The sequence below is a fragment of the Streptomyces sp. AC627_RSS907 genome, from assembly GCF_019049165.1.
Window position 1 is genome coordinate 1 of record NZ_JAGMUE010000034.1, and the last position, 17,912, is coordinate 17,912.

A 17,912-nucleotide genomic window follows, 5' to 3' on the forward strand; every position below is an offset into this window, starting at 1 on the left:
GGCTTCGGTGGGCGGGAGGGGGGCGGGGCGGGGTGGGGTGCCCGGGCGTGGGGGGAGGGAGGCGCGGCGCGCTTCCGTGCTCATGCACCCCCCGTTCCTCGACCCGGGCCGTTCCTCCGGCGCGGGCCGGTGATGTGGTCTCCTGCCCCGGCCCGGCGCGGAACGACCCGTCCCGGGCACGCATACCCGCACGGGAGGACCGCCATCCCGGCGCGGACCTCGGGGCCCTGTCACCGGGGCCGTACCACCGTGCGTGCGCGTCACTCTACGGCGTGCTCCCGCCCGGCGGGGAACCAGTCCGCGCGCCGGTGGCATTGGCCCGGAACGTCCCCCTACCCCGCGGTAGACCGGTCTGGCAGGCTGCGTTCATGACTGCGCGCGCCGCCGACCGGGCCCGTTACGACCGGGCCACCGCTCATCTGGACGCCCCCGTGGCGATCGTGGACCTGGACGCCTTCGACGCCAACGCGGACGATCTGGTCCGCCGGGCCGGCGGCAAACCGATCCGGGTCGCCAGCAAGTCCGTACGCTGCCGTGCGCTGCTGGAACGGGCCCTGGCGAGAGACGGTTTCGCGGGCGTCATGTCCTTCACCCTGGCCGAGTCGCTGTGGCTGGCGCGCTCCGGTTTCGAGGACGTGCTCCTCGCCTATCCGTCGGCGGACCGCGCCGGGTACGCGGAGCTGACCGCCGACCCGGGGCTCGCCTCCGCCGTGACCGTGATGGTCGACGACCCGGTGCAGCTGAGCCTCATCGACGCGGCGCGCGACGGCGGCCGTGAAGTCGTGCGGGTCTGCCTGGAGTTGGACACCTCGCTGAGACTGCTCGGCGGTCGGGTGCGGGTCGGGGCCCGCCGTTCCCCGCTGCACTCCCCCGCCCAGGTCGCCGACCTGGCCCGGTCGGTGGCCCGCCGGCCGGGGTTCGAGGTCGTCGGCATCATGGCGTACGAGGGTCATGTCGCCGGTGTCGGGGACGCGGTGGCCGGCCGTCCGCTGCGGTCGCGGGCGGTGCGGCTGATGCAGGCCGCCGCCCGCCGGGAGCTCGCCGAGCGGCGGGCCGCGGTGGTGCGGGCGGTCCGGGCCGTGGTGCCCGGCCTGGAGTTCGTCAACGGCGGCGGCACGGGCAGCGTGCAGCACACCGCGGCGGAGGACGCGGTCACGGAGATAGCCGCCGGGTCCGGTCTGTACCTGCCGCGGCTGTTCGACAACTACACGTCGTTCAGCGGGCGGCCGGCCGCGCTGTTCGCGCAGCCCGTCGTGCGGCGGCCGGGAGTCGGCGTCGTGACCGTGCTCGGCGGCGGCTATCCGGCCTCCGGTGCGGCCGGGACCGACCGGCTGCCGGTGCCGTATCTGCCCGAGGGGCTGCGCTACGACCCCCAGGAGGGCGCCGGCGAGGTGCAGACGCCGCTGCTCGGCCCGCCCGCCGACGACCTCCTCATCGGCGACAAGGTGTGGTTCCGGCACGCCAAGGCCGGTGAACTCTGCGAGCGGTTCGACGCGCTGCACCTGGTGGAGGGGGACGCGGTGACGGCGACGGTGCCGACGTACCGGGGCGAGGGGCACGCCTTCCTGTAGGGCGGCAGGGTCAGCTCGTCGGGCCGATGCCGCTGCCCACGCCGCCGCCCGTGTCCGCGTCGCCGACGGGCCGGATGCCCTTGGTGATGCGGTCCATCTCGGCGAGCGGTGGTCCGTCCGCGCCGGCGTCGAAGACGTAGCGGACGAGGATCGGGGACTCGGTGCCGACGGTCGAGGGGAACACCATCGACTGGACGTAGCCGCCGGGGCCCTCTGCCGTCCTCACCCGCCAGCGCACGTAGTACCCGGCGCGTCCGGCGACCGCGACCGGCCCGGATCCCACCTCCTCGTGGGCCCGGATGCCCCCGAAGGGCTTGTTGCCGACGAGGTCGCGTTCGTAGGCGTCGTCGGCCGCGTCCTCGATGTCCTGCTCGGCGAGGGCCTTCGGGGAGGACTCGGCGTTCGCCGTGACGGTGCGGGAGATGACGAGGCCGTGCCGGCACACACCGCCGTCGGCGGGGCAGTCGTAGGTGCCGTCCGTGATCATCATGACGTCGTCCTCGGCGACGTACTTCGGCGGGATCCAGCCGTCCGGCAGCGGGAAGGTGATGCCGTTGAGCTGGTCCTCGACCACGGCCGGGTCGTCGGCGACGGACTCCGTGGGAGTGGGCGAAGGCGTCGGCGTCCCACTCGCCGGCGCCGGGCCGGTGGTGGTCGCCGTGGCCGGCGGGGTCCGCGCCTCGGGGCCGCCGCCGTCGTCCTCGCCGAGGACGAACACGCCGGTGACGACCGCCGCGACCAGCACGGCCGCGGCGGTGACGAGGGCGACGGCCTTCCCGCGCCCGCCCCCGGCACCCGGCTGCCGCTGCCCGGGGCCTCCGCCCGTGAACAGCGGCACGGTCGACGGCTGACCGGGCACCGCCTGAGGCACCGCCTGCGGCATCGGCTGCGGGGGCAGGGGCGCTCCGTAGCCGGGGGCCTCGGGGGCGCGCCGGTGCTCCGTCCAGGCCGTTCCGTCCCACCAGCGTTCCTGGTGCGGGCCCGACGGGTCGCGGTACCAGCCGGGCGGAGGCGTCATACTCATCCCGGCACTGTAGGACGCGGCCCGCGGTGATCTACAGCGGTGTGACGTACGCCCCCGAGATCCCGCCGTCCACCAGGAAGTCGGTGGCGTTCACGAACGAGGAGTCGTCGCTGGCCAGGAACGCGACGGCGGCGGCGATCTCCGTGGCCTCGGCGAAGCGCCCGACGGGGATGTGGACGAGGCGGCGCGCGGCCCGCTCCGGGTCCTTGGCGAACAGTTCCTGGAGGAGCGGGGTGTTGACCGGACCGGGGCACAGGGCGTTGACGCGGATGCCCTCCCGCGCGAACTGCACGCCCAGCTCGCGTGACATGGCGAGGACGCCGCCCTTGGAGGCGGTGTACGAGATCTGGCTGGTGGCGGCGCCCATCCTGGCCACGAAGGACGCCGTGTTGATGATCGAGCCCCTGCCCTGTCGGCGCATGTACGGGATGGCGGCCTTGCAGCACAGGTAGACGGAGGTCAGGTTGACCTCCTGGACGCGCTTCCACGCCTCCAGGCCGGTCTCGAGGATGGAGTCGTCGTCGGGCGGCGAGATGCCGGCGTTGTTGAACGCGACGTCGACACTGCCGTAGGTGTCGTACGCCGTCCTGAACAGCGCCTCCACCTGCTCGGCGTCGGTGACGTCGACCTTGACGAAGATCCCGCCGGTCTCCTCGGCCGCCGCCTTGCCCCGGGTCTCGTCGACGTCGCCGCAGACGACGTGCGCCCCCTCGGAGGCGAGCCGGCGGGCGGCGGCGAGGCCGATGCCGCTGCCGGCCCCGGTGACGACGGCGGTCCGGCCGGCCAGGCGGCGGCAGATGATGTCCTCGGTCGCTTCGCTCACTGTGCGGGACCCTCCGTGCTCGACGGGACGTTGCTGATGAAGACGTTCTTGGTCTCGGTGAAGGCGGTCAGCGCGTCCGGGCCGAGTTCGCGGCCGAGGCCGGACTGCTTGAACCCGCCGAACGGCGTCCAGTAGCGGACGCTCGCGTGGGAGTTGACGGACAGGTTCCCGGCCCGCACCGCTTGCGAGACGCGCAGGGCGCGGCCGACGTCCCGGGTCCAGAGCGAGCCGGACAGGCCGTACTCGGTGGCGTTGGCCAGGCGGACCGCGTCGGCCTCGTCGTCGAAGGGCAGGACGACGGCGACGGGCCCGAAGACCTCCTCGACGGCCACGCGCGCGTGCGGGTCGACGCCGGTGAGGACGGTGGGCGGGAACCAGAAGCCGGGGCCGACCTCGGGTGCCTTGCCGCGGATGCCGTCGGCGTCGTCGGGGACGTAGGACCGGACCCGGTCCAGCTGGGCGCGGGAGATCAGCGGGCCCATGTCGGTGCGTTCGTCGGCCGGGTCGCCGACGCGGACGGACTCGATCGCGGGGGCGAGCAGGCCGAGGAAGCGGTCGTACACCGAGCGCTGGACGAGGATGCGGGTGCGCGCACAGCAGTCCTGGCCGGAGTTGTCGAGGAAGGACATGGGGGTGGCGGCCGCGGCGGCCTCCAGTTCGGCGTCGGCGAAGACGATGTTGGGGCTCTTGCCGCCGAGTTCCAGGGTGACGGGCTTGAGGAGCGCCGCGCTCTTGGCCGCGATCCGTCGGCCCACGGTGGTCGACCCGGTGAAGACGATCTTCGCGACCCCCGGGTGCCCGACGAGCGCGTCGCCCGCGACCGGGCCGTGTCCGGGCAGCACCTGGAACAGGCCCTCGGGCAGCCCCGCCTCCAGGGCGAGTTCCGCCAGCCGCAGCGCGGTCAGCGGGGTGGTCTCGGCGGGCTTGAGGAGGACCGCGTTGCCCGCCGCGAGCGCCGGTGCCGTGCCCCAGGCCGCGATCGGCATCGGGAAGTTCCAGGGTGCGATGACGCCGACGACGCCGAGGGGTTCGAGGAGGGTCACGTCGAGGCCGCCGGCGACCGGGATCTGCCGGCCGGTGAGGCGCTCCACTCCCCCGGCGGCGTAGTCGAGCAGGTCGCGGACGTTCCCTGCCTCCCAGCGGGCGTTGCCGACGGTGTGCCCGGCCTCCCGGACCTCCAGCAGGGCCAGCTCCTCCAGGTGCCCGTCCACCACGGCGGCGAACCGGCGCAGCAGCCGGGCACGGTCGCCGGGGGCGAGCGCGGCCCAGCTCTCCTGCGCCCGTGCGGCCCGTACGACCGCGGCGTCGACGTCGGCCGCCGAGGCTGCGGGGACGGTGGCGAGGACCTCTTCGGTGGCGGGGTTCAGGACACGCAGTTCCTGCCGTTCATGGGACATGTGGGGCCTCACATGCGTTCGAAGGAGCGGCGCAGTTCCCAGTCCGTGACCGCGGCGTCGAAGGCGTCCAGTTCGACGCGCGCCATGTTGCGGTAGTGGGCGACGACCTCGTCCCCGAAGGCTGCTTTGGCGAGGGTGCTGTTCTCCCAGAGTCCGGCGGCCTCGCGCAGGGTGGCGGGGACGTGCGCGAAGTCGGCGGTGTCGTAGGCGTTGCCGGGGCAGGGCTCGGGCAGTTCCAGTCGCCGCTCGACGCCGTGCAGGCCGGCCGCCACCATGCCCGCCACCGCGAGGTACGGGTTGACGTCGCCGCCGGGGAGCCGGTTCTCGAAGCGCAGGGAGCGTCCGTGGCCGACGACGCGCAGGGCGCAGGTGCGGTTGTCGTGCCCCCAGGCGACGGCGGTGGGGGCGAAGGAGCCGGGCTGGAAGCGCTTGTAGGAGTTGATGTGCGGGGCGTAGAGCAGCGCGAACTCGCGCAGCGCCGCGAGCTGTCCGGCGAGGAAGTGCCGCATGACGTCGGACATGCCGCCCTCCCGGTCGCCGGGCATGACGCTGTTGCCGTCGGCGTCGGTGAGGGAGAGGTGGATGTGGCAGGAGTTGCCCTCGCGCTCGTTGTACTTGGCCATGAAGGTGAGCGACATGCCCTCCTGGGCGGCGATCTCCTTGGCGCCGGTCTTGTAGACGGCGTGCTGGTCGCAGGTGACCAGGGCCTCGTCGTAGCGGAAGGCGATCTCGTGCTGGCCGGGGCTGCACTCGCCCTTGGCGGACTCGACGGTGAGGCCGGCGCCGGCCATCTCGTTGCGGATGCGGCGCAGCAGGGGCTCGACGCGTCCGGTGCCGAGGACCGAGTAGTCGACGTTGTACTGGTTGACGGGGGTCAGGCCTTGGTAGTTCGCGTCCCAGGCCTGTTCGTAGGTGTCCCGGAAGACGATGAACTCCAGCTCGGTGCCGACCTGCGCGGTGTACCCGTGCCCGGCGAGGCGTTCGAGCTGGCGGCGCAGGATCTGCCGGGGCGCGGCGAGCACCGGGGAGCCGTCCTCCCAGGCGAGGTCGGCCATCACCATCGCGGTGCCCTCGTTCCACGGCAGGCGGCGCAGGGTGGCCGGGTCGGTGTGCAGGGCGAAGTCGCCGTAGCCGCGGTCCCAGGAGGACATCGCGTATCCGTCGACGGTGTTCATGTCGGCGTCGACGGCGAGGAGGTAGTTGCAGCCCTCGGTGCCGTGCCTCAGGACCTCGTCGAGGAAGAAGCGTGCGGCGAACCGCTTGCCCTGGAGGCGGCCCTGCATGTCGGGGAAGGCCAGGACGACGGTGTCGATCTCGCCGCCCGCGACGGCTGCGTGCAGTTCCTCGACACCGAGCGGAGGTGTGCGGTCTGCCACGGGGAGGGCTCCTTCTGGCCGGGGACCATAAGGTATTGCTGGGAACCATTGGTTGGGAAGGGGACGCGGCCGCATGCCGGAGGCAACCGGGGGGAGCGTGCCGGACCGGCTCACGCCGGTACTGCGGCCGGTACGGGCCGGCAACGGCTTCGAGGAGGCGCTGGAGCAGATCCTCCAGGTCGTCAGGCTGGGCCTGGTGTCCGCGGGTGAGCGGCTGCCCGCGGAGCGGGAGCTGGCGCAGCGGCTGCGGATCAGCCGGGTGACGCTGCGCGAGGTGCTGCGGGTGCTCCAGGACCAGGGGCTGGTGGAGGCCCGGCGCGGCCGGTACGGCGGCACGTTCGTGCTCCCTGGCCCGGACGCGGCCGGCGAGGACGAGCTGCGGCGCCGGGTCGCCGGGGTCGACCTGGAGGACGTGCTGCGTTTCCGGGAGGTGCTGGAGGTGGGCGCGGCCGGGCTGTGCGCGGCGCACGGGCTGGGGGACGGGCAGGCGGCGCGGCTGCGCGGGGCGCTGGAGGCCACGCACGACGCGCCGCCGGCGGAGTACCGGCGGCTGGACACGATGCTGCACCTCGCGCTCGCCGAGCTGTGCGGCTCACCGACGCTGGCCGCGCGGTACGCGGGCGTACGGGCGACCGTGAACGGCCTGCTGGACTGCATTCCGCTGCTGGTGCGCAACCTGGAGCACTCCCAGCGGCAGCACACCGCGCTGGTGGAGGCCGTGCTCGACGGGGACGCGGACGGGGCGCGGGAGATCATGCGGGAGCACTGCGCGGGGACGGCGGCGCTGCTGCGCGGGTTCCTGGCCTGAGCGTGTTGCCACCACGGCGTGGCGTGGCAAAGGTACGGAGAAGATCCATTACCCGCCGTCAAAGCCCCCGCGAAGGCCCCGGCGGTCCGGGGTCAGGCCCGGGTCAGCGAGAGCAGTCGTCGGGCGGGGCCGGTCGGGCGGTGGCCCGTGGGCCAGACCGCCCGCAGGTCGCGGGCGAGGGCGACGTCGGACACCGGCACGCTCACCAGGCGCCGGGTCGCCAGCTCCTCACCGACGGCGAGTTCGCTGAGCACGGAAGGACCCGCGCCGCTCACCGCCGCCGCCTTCACCGCCGTGGTCGACGACAGTTCGATCAGGGGGCGGGCCAGACCGCCCAGCGCCGCGTCGAGGACCTGCCGGGTGCCGGAGCCCTTCTCGCGCAGGATCAGCGGGGTGGCCGCCAGTTCGGCCGCCTCGACCGGGCGCCGGCGCCGGGCCCACGGGTGGCCGGGGGCGGCCACGACGATCAGCCGGTCATGGGCGATGACGACCGAGTCGAGGCCCGACGGGACGCTCACCCCCTCCACGAACCCCAGGTCGGCCTCGCCCGACAGCAGGCGCTCCGCCACCGCCGCGGAGTTCCCGGCGAGCAGCGACACCGCGGTGTCGGGCAGCTGCCCGCGCAGCGCGACCAGCCAGCCCGGCAGCAGGTACTCGGCGATCGTCATGCTCGCCGCCACCCTCAGCCGCGAGTCCCGCCGGTCCCGCAGCGCCTGCGCGCCCGCGTCGAACGCCTCGGCCGCCTCCACGATCCGGCGGGCCCAGTCCGTGACCAGCGCGCCGGCGTCGGTGAGCCGGGACCCCCGCGGCGAGCGGTCCACCAGGGCGACCCCCAGCTGGCGTTCCATCGAGCGGATGCGGCTGCTGGCGGCCGGCTGTGTGATGCCGAGCTCGCGCGCCGCCCCGCCGAGGCTGCCCAGGCGCGCCACCGCCAGCAGCAGCTCCAGGGCTCCGAGATCCGGTACCCGGTGCGCCAACGGGCCCGCCATTTGCCGCCCCGGTGCGCCCGGTACGCCGTGTCCGTCCGCCGCGCTGTCCGCACTGCTGCTCATAACCTCAGTTTATGTCCTCATAGGAACATGGTCCCTGGTCAGGGCCTCCGGTCGCGGAGACCGTGGACGCATGGTCACCGCAGCCCAGCCTCTCTCCCCCGCCGCCCCACCCCGGCGCGTCCCTGCCGTCCGTCACCTCGGGCCCAACTGGTACGCCTGCGTCATGGGAACCGCCATCGTCGGCACCGCGGGCGCCGGGCTGCCCTGGCACGTGCCGGGGCTGCGGGCCGTCTGCGCCTCGGTCTGGGCGCTGTCCCTCGTCCTGCTCGCCGTCCTGCTGGCCGCCAGGTCCCTGCACTGGCGGCACCACCGCGACCAGGCCCGCGCCCATCTGCTCGACCCGGCGGCGGCCCCGTTCTACGGCTGTCTGTCGATGGCGCTGCTGGCCGTGGGCGGGGGCGCGGTGACCGTCGGAGGGGACTGGATCGGCACCCCGGCCGCGGTCGCCCTGGACACCGTGCTCTTCACCACCGGCACCGTCGTCGGCCTCGTGGCGGCGGTCGCCGTGCCGTATCTGATGGCCGTGCGCCACCGGGTCGAGCCGGGACAGGCCAGTCCGGTGTGGCTGCTGCCGTTGGTCGCGCCGATGGTGTCCGCGGCCGTCGGTCCGCTGCTGGTTCCGCACCTCCCGCCGGGGCAGGCCCGCGAGACGCTGCTGCTCGCCTGTGTCGCGATGTTCGGGGTGAGCCTGCTCGCGACCCTGGTGACGCTTCCGGTGATCTTCGGCCGGCTGCTGACCGGCGGCCCGCTGCCGCTCGCGCTCACCCCGTCCCTGTTCCTGGTGCTGGGTCCGCTCGGGCAGTCGACGACCGCCGTGGGGAAGTTCGCGGACGTGGCCCCGGGGGTCGTGCCGGACCTGTACGCCGAGGGTTTCCGGGTGCTCGCCGTGCTGTACGGCGTGCCCGTGACGGGCTTCGCGCTGATGTGGCTGTGCCTCGCCGTCGCGCACGTCGTGCGGGCCCGGCGGGAGGGCATGGGCTTCTCGATGACGTGGTGGTCGTTCACCTTCCCGGTGGGCACCTGCGTCACCGGCGCCGAGGCGCTGGCCCGGCACACCGGGCTCGTCGTCTACGACGGGCTCACCGTCCTGCTGTACGCGGTGCTCGTCGCCGCCTGGGCCGTAGCCGCCGTGCGGACCGCGCACGGACTGGTCAGCGGCGTGCTGCTCGCAGGGCCGCGCCCAGCACCCGGGGCGCCCCGCCCAGCGACGGCCCGTACCACGTGAGGTACCGCCCGTCGACGAGGGCGCAGGGCAGGCCGGGGAAGGCCTCCGGGCCGTCGTCGGCGGTGAAGCGGTACGGCTCGTCCGGCAGCACCACGATGTCCGGGCGGGCCGCCCGCAGTTCCTCGACCGGGACCTTCGGGTAGCGGTCGGTGTCACCGGCGTACAGGTGGTCGATGCCGAGGCGGGCCAGTACGTCACCCGCGAAGGTGTCCCGGCCCAGCACCATCCAGGGCCTGCGCCAGACCGGTACGACGGCCGTGCGGCGCCGCGCGGGGACCGGCAGCGTCGACCAGGCCGCCTCCGCCTCGTCCAGCCACCGGGGCCGTGACGGCGCTCCGCAGGCCGTCAGCAGCCGCGCCAGCTCGCCGAAGGCCTGCAGCACGGTGCGCACCTCGGTCACCAGCACCTCGAGGCCCGCCGCGCGCAGGGCGTCCAGGTCGGGGGCGCGGTTCTCCTCCTCGTTGGCCACCACCAGGTCGGGCGCGAGGGAGAGGATCCGCTCGACCGCGGGGTTCTTGGTGCCGCCGACGCGTACGACGTCGAGGCCGGCCGGGTGCGTGCACCAGTCGGTGGCGCCGACCAGGGCGCCGGGGACCGTACCGGCCACGGCCTCGGTCAGCGAGGGCACCAGCGAGACGACCCTCACGGCGCGCTCACCGGCGCGGCCGGTCCCGTACCGCCTCGATGTGCTCGGCGACCGCCACCACGACGAGCCGGGTGTCGGGCACCGTGGCCCGCCACCGGTGCCGCACCCCGCCGGTGAGGTAGAGCGTGTCGCCGCGCCCCAGCCGGTAGGCGCGGCCCTCGGCCTCGATCTCCACGGCTCCCTCGGCCACGAACATCAACTGGTCGTTGCGGTACTGCAGTTCGCGGCCCGCGTCGTGGTCGCCGGTGAATTCCGAGGCGTGCATCTGATGGTGTCCGCGCACCAGGGAGCGCACCCTGGGGGCCAGCTCCGGGTCGGGGTCCTCGGCGCGGACCACGTCCACGCTGCACGCGGGGTCGGCGGCGGCGAGCAGCTCCACGGCGGTGGTGCGCAGGGCGTCGGCGACCTTCTCCAGGGAGCTCTGGCTGGGCCGCGCCCGGTCGTTCTCGATCTGGCTCAGGAAGGGCACGGACAGCCCGCTGCGCTCGGAGACGACGGCGAGGGTGAGCTCGAGGGCCCGGCGCCGCCGCCGTACGGCCGCGCCCACCCGAAGGTGCTGGTCTTTGTGGTCGCCCATCGCTCCGGCTCCCTCCTTCACCCGTCGCCGTTCCGCCGCGGTGCCCGTCTCGGGGCGCCGCTCTCCTGCTGAGTTCTCTGCACCCTACGCATGTTCGGCAAACCGTTTCACGCGGCCGTCACATCGATGTCACGGTGCGGTGGCCGCGACCTCACGTTTCTCGCCACCGGAGGGCCGACCCGCCCGCCGCGCCGGACGCCCTACCGGTTCAAGGCGCGGACACCCCTCCATGTTCCCACCGGTCCGTCCAGCCCCGTAGAAGAAGCTCAGGCGGGGGCTTGGCGCTCCGTGGTTGTCCGGATCCTAACCGTGTCCCGGCGGGAAAGACCCGAGGGGTGGGCCGGCCGCACCGTCGGAGTGCGGCCGGCCCACCCCTCGGGGGCCGTCCTACGCGTGGCCGTGCACGGGCCCTACTGCCGCCCGTGCCGCTGTGCGTCCTACTGCGGGGTCATCCGGTCCACCATGTCCGGGTGCTCCTTCAGCCAGGCCGCCACGGCTTCCTCCTCGTGGCCCTGACCGCGGTTCTTGATCTCGGCCTCCAGGCTGCCGAGTTCGCCCTCGCTCATGTGGAAGCCCTTGACCCACTTGGTGAGCTGCGGGTACTGCTCGGGGAACTTCTTGCTGGAGATGGTGCGGATCGTGTTGCCCTCGCCGAAGGCCTTCTCCGGGTCCTTCAGCTTGGTCAGCTCGTACTCGCTGTACGCCCAGTGCGGCGACCAGAGCGTGACCGCGACCGGCTCCTTCTTGGCCAGGGCGCGCTTGAGCTCGGCCAGCATCGCCGGCGTGGAGCCGTCGACGACCTCGTACTCGTCCTCCAGGCCGTAGCCCGGCATGACCTCGTTCTTGAGCAGCTGCATCTCACCGGTGCCGGGCTCGATGCCGATGATCTTCCCGTCGAAGAGGTCGGCCTTGCCCTTGAGGTCGGCGAGGGACTTGACGTCCTTCACGTACGAGGGGACGGCGATCTCCAGGGAGGTCGGTTCGTACCAGGTGCCCAGGTCGGTGAGGTTGTCCTTGTTCTTCTCCCAGTAGTTCTTCTGGGCGTGGGGCAGCCAGGCGTCGAAGTTGAGGTCGAGGTCGCCGGAGGCCAGGCCGGTGTAGACCGGGCCGACGTCCATCTGCTTCAGGTTCAGCTTGTAGCCGCGCCGCTCCAGGACGTTCTTCCACAGGTAGGTGACGGCGATGTCCTCGTCCCAGGGGAACCAGGCGATGTCCAGCGGGCGCTTCGCCTCGGCGGGGGTGTCGCCGCCGGAGCCGCCCTCGACCGGGGCGAACCTGTCGACGAGGCCGGGGTCGGTCTTGAGCCAGGTACGCACGGCGTCCTGCTGCTTGCCCTTGCCGGCCTTGTTGATCTCGGCCTCGAGGCTGGTGAGCTGCTTCTCGGTGAGCTCGAAGTCCTTCAGCCACCGGGCGACGGTGGGGTCGTCGCCGGCGAAGCCCTTGCGGGAGAGCGTGTGCACGCCGTCGCCCTCGCCCCAGGCGCCCTTGGGGTCCTTCAGCTTCTTCAGGTCGTAGTCGTTGTACGCCCAGTGCGGGGACCAGAGCGTGACGACGATCGGCTCCTGCTTGCTCATGGCCCGCTTCAGCTCGGCCAGCATCGCCGGGGTGGAGCTGTCGACGACCTTGTACTCCTCGTCCAGGCCGTACTCCTTGAGGACCTTGCTCTTGAGCAGGGCCATCTCACCGGCGCTGGACTCGATCCCGGTGATCTTCCCGCCGAACTCGGCGGCCTTCCCCTTGAGGTCCGCCAGCGAGTCGACGTCCTTCATGTACGCGGGGACGGTCAGCTCCAGTGACGTCTCGTCGTACCAGGAGCCGAGGTCGTCGAGCCGGTCACCGTACTTCTTCCAGTACTGCTCGTGGGTGGTCGGCAGCCAGGCGTTGGTGACGATGTCGATGTCGCCCTGCGCCAGGGAAGTGTAGAGCGGCCCGGCGTCGAACTGCTTGGCCTCCACCTCGTAGCCGCGCTGTTCGAGCATCTCCTTCCACAGGAAGGTGGAGGCGACGCCCTCGTCCCACGGGACGTAGCCGAGGGTGATCTTCTTGCCCTGGCCGACGTTCTTGCCGTCGGCGACGCTCTCGGAGTCACCCGAGCCGCCGAACACGCCCATGCCGCCGGCCACCAGGGCCAGGATCACGACGCCGATCGCGGCGACCTGCGGGCGGGGACGGTAGGACCAGATCTTCAGGCCGCTCGCGGCCCGGACCCGGGCGGCGGCACGCCGGCCGAGCGGCGAGACCTGGGTGCCCAGGGCGCTGGTCATGCGGTCCAGGTAGATCGCCAGGATCACGATGGCGACGCCGGCCTCGGAGCCGAGGCCCACGTTGAGCTGGCCGATGGCCTCGTTGACGTCGCCGCCGAGGCCGCCGGTGCCGACCATGCCGGCGATCGCGGCCATGGACAGGCCGAGCATGATGACCTGGTTGACACCCGCCATCACCGTGGGCAGCGCCAGCGGGAGCTGGACGCGCAGCAGCGTGTTGCGGGGGGTGGTGCCGAAGGCCTCGGCGGCCTCGACCAGCTCCTTGTCGACCTGGCGGATGCCCAGCTCGGTCATGCGCACGCCCGGGGCGAGCGCGAAGATCAGGGTGGCGACGATGCCGGCGGAGGCGCCGGTGCCGAAGAACAGGATCGCCGGGATGAGGTAGATCATCGCGGGCAGTGTCTGCATGAAGTCCAGCACCGGCCGCACGATGCCGCTGACCCGGTCGGAGCGGGCCGCCCAGATACCCACGGGTACCGCGACGACCAGCGCGATGATGGTCGCCACGAGCACCAGCGCCAGGGTGATCATCGCGTTCTCCCACAGTTCCAGGGAGACGATGAACGCGAATCCCAGGAAGGTGAGGACACCGGCGGCCGTGCCGCGCAGCCAGAAGGCGATGACCGCGAAGATGCCGACGAGAAGGAGCGGTTCGGGCGCCTGGAGGACGGCGTTGATGCCGTCGTAGGTGCCGGTGAAGACGGTCTTGAGGAAGTCGAAGAGCCACGCGACGTGTTCGAGCAGCCAGTCGACGGCGTCGTTGACCCAGTCGCCGAGCGGGATCCTAGGCACGGGCCATCACCTTCTCGGGGCCCTTGTCACGCGGGGAGTCGCAGGTGCCGACCTCGGCCTGCTCGTCGCCGAGGAAGCCGACGAGCCGGCGGGTGGGGACCACTCCGACGAGCCCGTCGTCGCCGTCGACGACCGCCACGGCGTGCGGCACGCGGGCGCTGATCGCGCACAGCTCGGTGAACGGCGTTCCGGGCGTCGCCGTCTCGCAGGCGCAGTCGGCCTCGTCGCCGCGCAGGTCGGTGTCCATGACGGCACCGGCGGTCAGTACGCGGGAGCGGTCGACGTCCTGGGTGAAGGAGGCGACGTACTCGTTGGCGGGGCGTACGAGGATGTCCTGGGCGGTGCCCATCTGCACGATCCGGCCGTCGCGCATCACGGCGATGCGGTCGCCCAGGCGCATGGCCTCGTTGAGGTCGTGGGTGATGAAGACGATGGTCTTCTTCAGGGTCTTCTGCAGTTCGAGCAGCTGGTCCTGCATGTCGCGGCGGATCAGCGGGTCGAGAGCGCTGAAGGACTCGTCCATGAGCAGCAGGTCGGCGTCCGTGGCGAGGGCGCGCGCCAGGCCGACGCGCTGCTGCATACCGCCGGACAGCTCGTCGGGCCAGGACTTCTCCCAGCCGGCCAGGCCACACAGGGCGAGCGCCTCGTCGGCGCGGCGTTCGCGCTCGGCGCGGGGCACGCCCTGCACTTCAAGGCCGTAGGCAGCGTTCTCGCGGACGCTGCGGTGCGGGAAGAGCGCGAAATGCTGGAAGACCATGCTGATCTTCCTGGAGCGGACCTCGCGCAGTCCGCGGCCGCCGAGTTCCGTCAGGTCCTGACCGCCGAAGCGGACGTGCCCGGCGGTCGGCTCCAGCAGACCGTTGAGCATGCGCAGCAGCGTGGACTTGCCGGACCCGGACAGCCCCATGACCACGAAGATCTCACCGGGCTCCACGGTGAAGGACGCGTCGATGACGGCGGCCGTGGCGCCGTCGGCGCGCAGTTCCTCCCGGTCGGCTCCCTGGCGCAGTCGCTCGACCGCCTGGTCCGGTTTTCTGCCGAAGACCTTGTACAGGTTCTCGGCCTCTAGCCTGGCTGACACGCTTACCTCTTGGATCGGGGGCAGGGGCAGGGGCGTGAAGACTCGTTGACACGACCCGCTGACACACGACCCGTCGACACGACCCGCTGACACACGACCCGTTGATGCGAAGACTCGCTAACAGTTGAATGCATCAACCAGCTTCGGCCCGGCTGCGCGCCTGCCCTGATCACTCCGACCCAAACACATGAGTGATCCACTTCACACCCCCTCCGTCGTCCGCCCCCATGCCCTGCGGCATGATGCGAGGCGTGACCGGACGACTGATGCTCCTCGACACCGCCTCCCTCTACTTCCGCGCCTACTTCGGCGTACCGGACTCCGTGAAGGCGCCCGACGGCACGCCGGTGAACGCCGTGCGCGGCCTCCTCGACTTCATCGACCGCCTGGTGCGGGACCACCGCCCCGACCACCTGGTCGCCTGCATGGACGCCGACTGGCGCCCGCACTGGCGGGTGGAGCTGATCCCCTCCTACAAGGCGCACCGCGTCGCCGAGGAGCGCCCGCAGGGCCCCGACGCCGAGGAGGTGCCCGACACGCTCTCGCCGCAGGTGCCGGTCATCGAGGCCGTCCTGGACGCGCTCGGCATCGCCCGCGTCGGCGTGGCCGGCTACGAGGCCGACGACGTCATCGGCACGTACACGGCGCGGGCGACCGGCCCGGTCGACATCGTCACCGGCGACCGGGACCTGTACCAGCTCGTCGACGACGCCCGTGGCGTGCGCGTGCTCTACCCCGTCAAGGGCGTCGGCACGCTCCACCTCACCGACGAGGCCGCACTGCGTGAGAAGTACGGCGTGGACGGCCGCGGGTACGCCGATCTGGCGCTGCTGCGGGGCGACCCGAGCGACGGGCTGCCGGGCGTGGCGGGCATCGGCGAGAAGACGGCCGCCAAGCTGCTCGCGGAGTTCGGGGACCTGGCCGGGATCCAGGCCGCCGTGGACGACCCCGGGGCGAAGCTCACGCCCTCGCAGCGCAAGCGGCTGACCGAGGCCCGGCCGTACCTCGCGGTCGCCCCGAAGGTCGTCAGGGTCGCCGACGACGTCCCGCTGCCGGACGTCGACACCGCGCTGCCTCGCACGCCGCGCGACCCGGCGGCGCTGGACGGGCTGGCGGCCCGCTGGGGACTGGGCGGGTCACTGGAGCGGCTGCTGACCACCCTCACCACCTGAGCCGGGCCGTCGGGGCGGGCCACGCCCGCGCGGGGCGCATGGGATTCCCGGGAAGGGGGAGCCGTACCCCGCGCGCGAGGCCGGGCCGTCCCCGCCTCCGTGAGGTGACAAGCAGGGCGGGGATGTTAGCTTAGGTATACCTAAGTCAGGGACCCTCACGCAGGGAGCAGGGAGGCCGTCATGGCAGACCGTCCGGGGCGCACGCCGCGCAAGCCGCACACCGCGCGGGTCCTCCGTACCGAGCGGCTGACCCCGCACATGCAGCGCGTGGTGCTCGGCGGCGAGGAGCTGTCCGCGTTCTCGGCGGACACCTGCACCGACCACTACGTGAAGCTGCTGTTCCCCGCCGAGGGCGTGACCTATCCGGAACCCTTCGACATGGAACGGATCCGCGAGGAGTTCCCGCGCGAGCAGTGGCCGGTGACCCGGACCTACACGGTGCGCCAGTGGGACGCCGAGCACCGTGAGCTCACCATGGACTTCGTGATCCACGGTGACGAGGGGCTGGCCGGCCCCTGGGCGAAGCGCGTCCAGCCGGGCGAGACCGTCCGCTTCCTGGGCCCCGGCGGCGCCTACGCCCCCGATCCCGCCGCCGATTGGCACCTGCTCGCCGGCGACGAGAGCGCGCTGCCCGCGATCGCCCGCGCGCTGGAGGCACTGCCCGACGGCGCCCGCGCGTTCGCCTTCGTCGAGGTCGAAGGGGACCAGGAGGAGCAGAAGATCGACTCCGACGTGGAGGTCGTCTGGCTGCACCGCGGCGGCCGGCCGGTCGGCCAGGCCCTGGTCGAGGCCGTGCGCGCCCTGGACTTCCCCGAGGGCCGGGTGCACGCGTTCGTGCACGGGGAGGCGGGCTGCGTGAAGGAACTCCGCAGGCTCCTGCGGGTGGAGCGCGGGATCCCCCGCGAGGACCTGTCCATCTCCGGCTACTGGCGCCTCGGCCACAACGAGGACGGCTGGCAGGCGTCGAAGCGGGAGTGGAACGCCCGCGTCGAGGCGGAGCAGGAGGGCACGCCGGCCGCGTAGCGAGCACCGGCCGCGCGGAGACGGCGGACCTGACGGCACGTGGACGCCCGCCCGACGGCCCGCGCACGCCACCGGCCACGCGGCCGAGCCCCCGGGCCCGGCCGTCCCCGGCACCACGCTCACCCCCGCCCGCGACAGCGGCGGCACCCCGCCCCGCCCTCACCCCTGGGGCAGGCCCACCGGCCACGTCCGCGCGCACCCGGGGCCTGCGGCGGCCCGCCGCGTCACCCGCCGCCATCAGCAGCGACCACGCGCCGTCCCCCGCGCGCGTGGAGTCCGGCGCCGTACGAGCCCGTCCCGAAACGGTGCGCCGCGGCACCCGCCCGTGGCACGAGTCCGCGGGCGCCCGCGGGTGAGGCGCACACCGGCCGTACGAGGGCGCCCGGCGCGGCGCGCGCCGACCGCACCCCGCAGGCCCGCTGCCCGCACGCGTACGGCGTCCCCGCCGACAGAGCCCGGACCGCGCTGGGCGGGCCCCGCCTCAGTCGCCGCGTACGCGCGCGTGGAGGTGCATGTCGTGCCAGCCGTCGGCGTGCAGCAGCGCGCTGCGCTTCGTGCCCTCCAGGGCGAAGCCCGTCTTCCGGGCGACTCGGCAGGAGGCCTCGTTGGTGACGGAGTGGCTGAGTTCCAGGCGCTGGAAGCCGATCCCGTCGAGGGCCCACCGGGCGAGCGCGGTCGTGGCGCGGGCGGCGACGCCCCGGCCGCGCACCGCAGCCGTGGTCCAGTACGCGACCTCGGCCACCGCGTCGCCGAGCACGATCTCCCGCAGGGCGACCCGGCCGAGGAGCCGGTCGTCGGCCTCGTCGGCGACGGCCCACTCGACGCTCCGCTCCCGCTCCCAGGCCCGCTGCCACGTGGTGATCCAGCCGCGTACCTCCTCCTCGGAGTCGGCGGCGCGCAGGTGCCACCGGTGCAGCACCGGGTCCTGGAAGGCCGCGTGGACGGCGGGGGCGTCCTCGGCCCGCCAGGGGCGCAGGAGCAGCCCGTCGCCGGTGGGGATCGTGGGCTGCGGGGCGCGGGAGAGGGTGCCCGCGGGAAGTACGGGGCGCGTCAGGTAGGGCATGCGCCCTCATCCTGCCAG

At 73.2% G+C, this 17,912-nt stretch carries 15 protein-coding genes; 5 read left to right on the forward strand and 10 right to left on the reverse strand.

Going from position 1 to position 17,912, the window contains the following annotated elements; all coding sequences use genetic code 11:
- Window positions 1-368: 368 nt before the first annotated feature.
- The gene (locus KUM32_RS09645) at window positions 369-1,571 is read left to right on the forward strand and encodes an amino acid deaminase/aldolase (RefSeq protein WP_217141409.1); all 1,203 of its coding nucleotides are present in this window, start codon (window positions 369-371) and stop codon (window positions 1,569-1,571) included.
- Between the two features lie 10 nt (window positions 1,572-1,581).
- Here the strand turns inward: KUM32_RS09645 and KUM32_RS09650 are convergent, their stop codons facing one another.
- From KUM32_RS09650 to KUM32_RS09665, 4 genes are read right to left on the reverse strand one after another with little or no spacing between them, the layout of a single operon-like run.
- On the reverse strand, window positions 1,582-2,589 hold the full coding sequence (locus KUM32_RS09650; RefSeq protein ID WP_217141563.1) for a DUF2510 domain-containing protein: 1,008 nt from the start codon (window positions 2,587-2,589) through the stop codon (window positions 1,582-1,584).
- 37 nt (window positions 2,590-2,626) lie between these two features.
- Window positions 2,627-3,418 (reverse strand): 3-oxoacyl-ACP reductase, encoded by a 792-nt coding sequence (locus KUM32_RS09655; protein ID WP_217141410.1) that lies wholly within the window; start codon window positions 3,416-3,418, stop codon window positions 2,627-2,629.
- On the reverse strand, window positions 3,415-4,815 hold the full coding sequence (locus KUM32_RS09660) for an aldehyde dehydrogenase (protein WP_217141411.1): 1,401 nt from the start codon (window positions 4,813-4,815) through the stop codon (window positions 3,415-3,417). The genes KUM32_RS09655 and KUM32_RS09660 overlap by 4 nt, the downstream gene beginning before the upstream one ends.
- A gap of 8 nt (window positions 4,816-4,823) precedes the next feature.
- Window positions 4,824-6,191, reverse strand: a complete 1,368-nt coding sequence (locus tag KUM32_RS09665) for a glutamine synthetase family protein (protein ID WP_217141412.1) — start codon at window positions 6,189-6,191, stop codon at window positions 4,824-4,826.
- A 73-nt stretch (window positions 6,192-6,264) separates the two neighbouring features.
- Between KUM32_RS09665 and KUM32_RS09670 the strand changes: the two genes are divergently transcribed.
- Window positions 6,265-6,999 (forward strand): FadR/GntR family transcriptional regulator, encoded by a 735-nt coding sequence (locus tag KUM32_RS09670; RefSeq protein ID WP_217141413.1) that lies wholly within the window; start codon window positions 6,265-6,267, stop codon window positions 6,997-6,999.
- A 92-nt stretch (window positions 7,000-7,091) separates the two neighbouring features.
- Here the strand turns inward: KUM32_RS09670 and KUM32_RS09675 are convergent, their stop codons facing one another.
- A complete protein-coding gene (locus tag KUM32_RS09675; protein WP_374227495.1) occupies window positions 7,092-8,051 on the reverse strand; it encodes a LysR family transcriptional regulator in 960 nt (319 codons plus the stop codon).
- Between the two features lie 70 nt (window positions 8,052-8,121).
- On the opposite strand from KUM32_RS09675, the gene KUM32_RS09680 reads away from it, so the two are divergent.
- Entirely contained in the window at window positions 8,122-9,276 is a 1,155-nt protein-coding gene (locus KUM32_RS09680; RefSeq protein WP_217141414.1) for a TDT family transporter, read from the forward strand.
- Here KUM32_RS09680 and KUM32_RS09685 read toward each other — a convergent pair.
- The 4 genes from KUM32_RS09685 to KUM32_RS09700 all read right to left on the reverse strand — a co-directional run bounded on the left by KUM32_RS09685 (window position 9,203) and on the right by KUM32_RS09700 (window position 14,636).
- Window positions 9,203-9,922, reverse strand: a complete 720-nt coding sequence (locus tag KUM32_RS09685) for a helical backbone metal receptor (protein WP_217141415.1) — start codon at window positions 9,920-9,922, stop codon at window positions 9,203-9,205. The genes KUM32_RS09680 and KUM32_RS09685 overlap by 74 nt on opposite strands.
- Window positions 9,923-9,929: 7 nt before the next feature.
- Window positions 9,930-10,499: a helix-turn-helix domain-containing protein gene (locus tag KUM32_RS09690; protein WP_217141416.1), complete on the reverse strand. Its 570-nt coding sequence runs from the start codon at window positions 10,497-10,499 to the stop codon at window positions 9,930-9,932.
- Between the two features lie 437 nt (window positions 10,500-10,936).
- Window positions 10,937-13,555, reverse strand: a complete 2,619-nt coding sequence (locus KUM32_RS09695) for an ABC transporter permease/substrate binding protein (RefSeq protein WP_217141417.1) — start codon at window positions 13,553-13,555, stop codon at window positions 10,937-10,939.
- The gene (locus KUM32_RS09700; protein ID WP_217141418.1) at window positions 13,548-14,636 is read right to left on the reverse strand and encodes a glycine betaine/L-proline ABC transporter ATP-binding protein; all 1,089 of its coding nucleotides are present in this window, start codon (window positions 14,634-14,636) and stop codon (window positions 13,548-13,550) included. The genes KUM32_RS09695 and KUM32_RS09700 overlap by 8 nt, the downstream gene beginning before the upstream one ends.
- A gap of 266 nt (window positions 14,637-14,902) precedes the next feature.
- Between KUM32_RS09700 and KUM32_RS09705 the strand changes: the two genes are divergently transcribed.
- Both KUM32_RS09705 and KUM32_RS09710 read left to right on the forward strand, forming a co-directional pair.
- Window positions 14,903-15,808, forward strand: coding sequence for a 5'-3' exonuclease (locus KUM32_RS09705; RefSeq protein WP_217141565.1), 906 nt, complete (start codon window positions 14,903-14,905; stop codon window positions 15,806-15,808).
- 180 nt (window positions 15,809-15,988) lie between these two features.
- Window positions 15,989-16,831, forward strand: a complete 843-nt coding sequence (locus KUM32_RS09710) for a siderophore-interacting protein (RefSeq protein ID WP_217141419.1) — start codon at window positions 15,989-15,991, stop codon at window positions 16,829-16,831.
- A gap of 481 nt (window positions 16,832-17,312) precedes the next feature.
- On the opposite strand, the gene KUM32_RS09715 is transcribed toward KUM32_RS09710, so the two are convergent.
- Window positions 17,313-17,894, reverse strand: coding sequence for a GNAT family N-acetyltransferase (locus KUM32_RS09715; protein WP_217141420.1), 582 nt, complete (start codon window positions 17,892-17,894; stop codon window positions 17,313-17,315).
- Window positions 17,895-17,912: the final 18 nt, after the last annotated feature.

What these genes read in the sequence shown, in the direction of transcription:
- KUM32_RS09645 (WP_217141409.1), top strand. Translation starts at nt 369, where the DNA reads ATGACTGCGCGCGCCGCCGACCGGGCCCGTTACGACCGGGCCACCGCT.
- KUM32_RS09650 (WP_217141563.1), bottom strand. Translation starts at nt 2,589, where the DNA reads ATGACGCCTCCGCCCGGCTGGTACCGCGACCCGTCGGGCCCGCACCAG.
- KUM32_RS09660 (WP_217141411.1), bottom strand. Translation starts at nt 4,815, where the DNA reads ATGTCCCATGAACGGCAGGAACTGCGTGTCCTGAACCCCGCCACCGAA.
- KUM32_RS09670 (WP_217141413.1), top strand. Translation starts at nt 6,265, where the DNA reads ATGCCGGAGGCAACCGGGGGGAGCGTGCCGGACCGGCTCACGCCGGTA.
- KUM32_RS09675 (WP_374227495.1), bottom strand. Translation starts at nt 8,051, where the DNA reads ATGAGCAGCAGTGCGGACAGCGCGGCGGACGGACACGGCGTACCGGGC.
- KUM32_RS09680 (WP_217141414.1), top strand. Translation starts at nt 8,122, where the DNA reads ATGGTCACCGCAGCCCAGCCTCTCTCCCCCGCCGCCCCACCCCGGCGC.
- KUM32_RS09690 (WP_217141416.1), bottom strand. Translation starts at nt 10,499, where the DNA reads ATGGGCGACCACAAAGACCAGCACCTTCGGGTGGGCGCGGCCGTACGG.
- KUM32_RS09705 (WP_217141565.1), top strand. Translation starts at nt 14,903, where the DNA reads ATGCTCCTCGACACCGCCTCCCTCTACTTCCGCGCCTACTTCGGCGTA.
- KUM32_RS09710 (WP_217141419.1), top strand. Translation starts at nt 15,989, where the DNA reads ATGGCAGACCGTCCGGGGCGCACGCCGCGCAAGCCGCACACCGCGCGG.
- KUM32_RS09715 (WP_217141420.1), bottom strand. Translation starts at nt 17,894, where the DNA reads ATGCCCTACCTGACGCGCCCCGTACTTCCCGCGGGCACCCTCTCCCGC.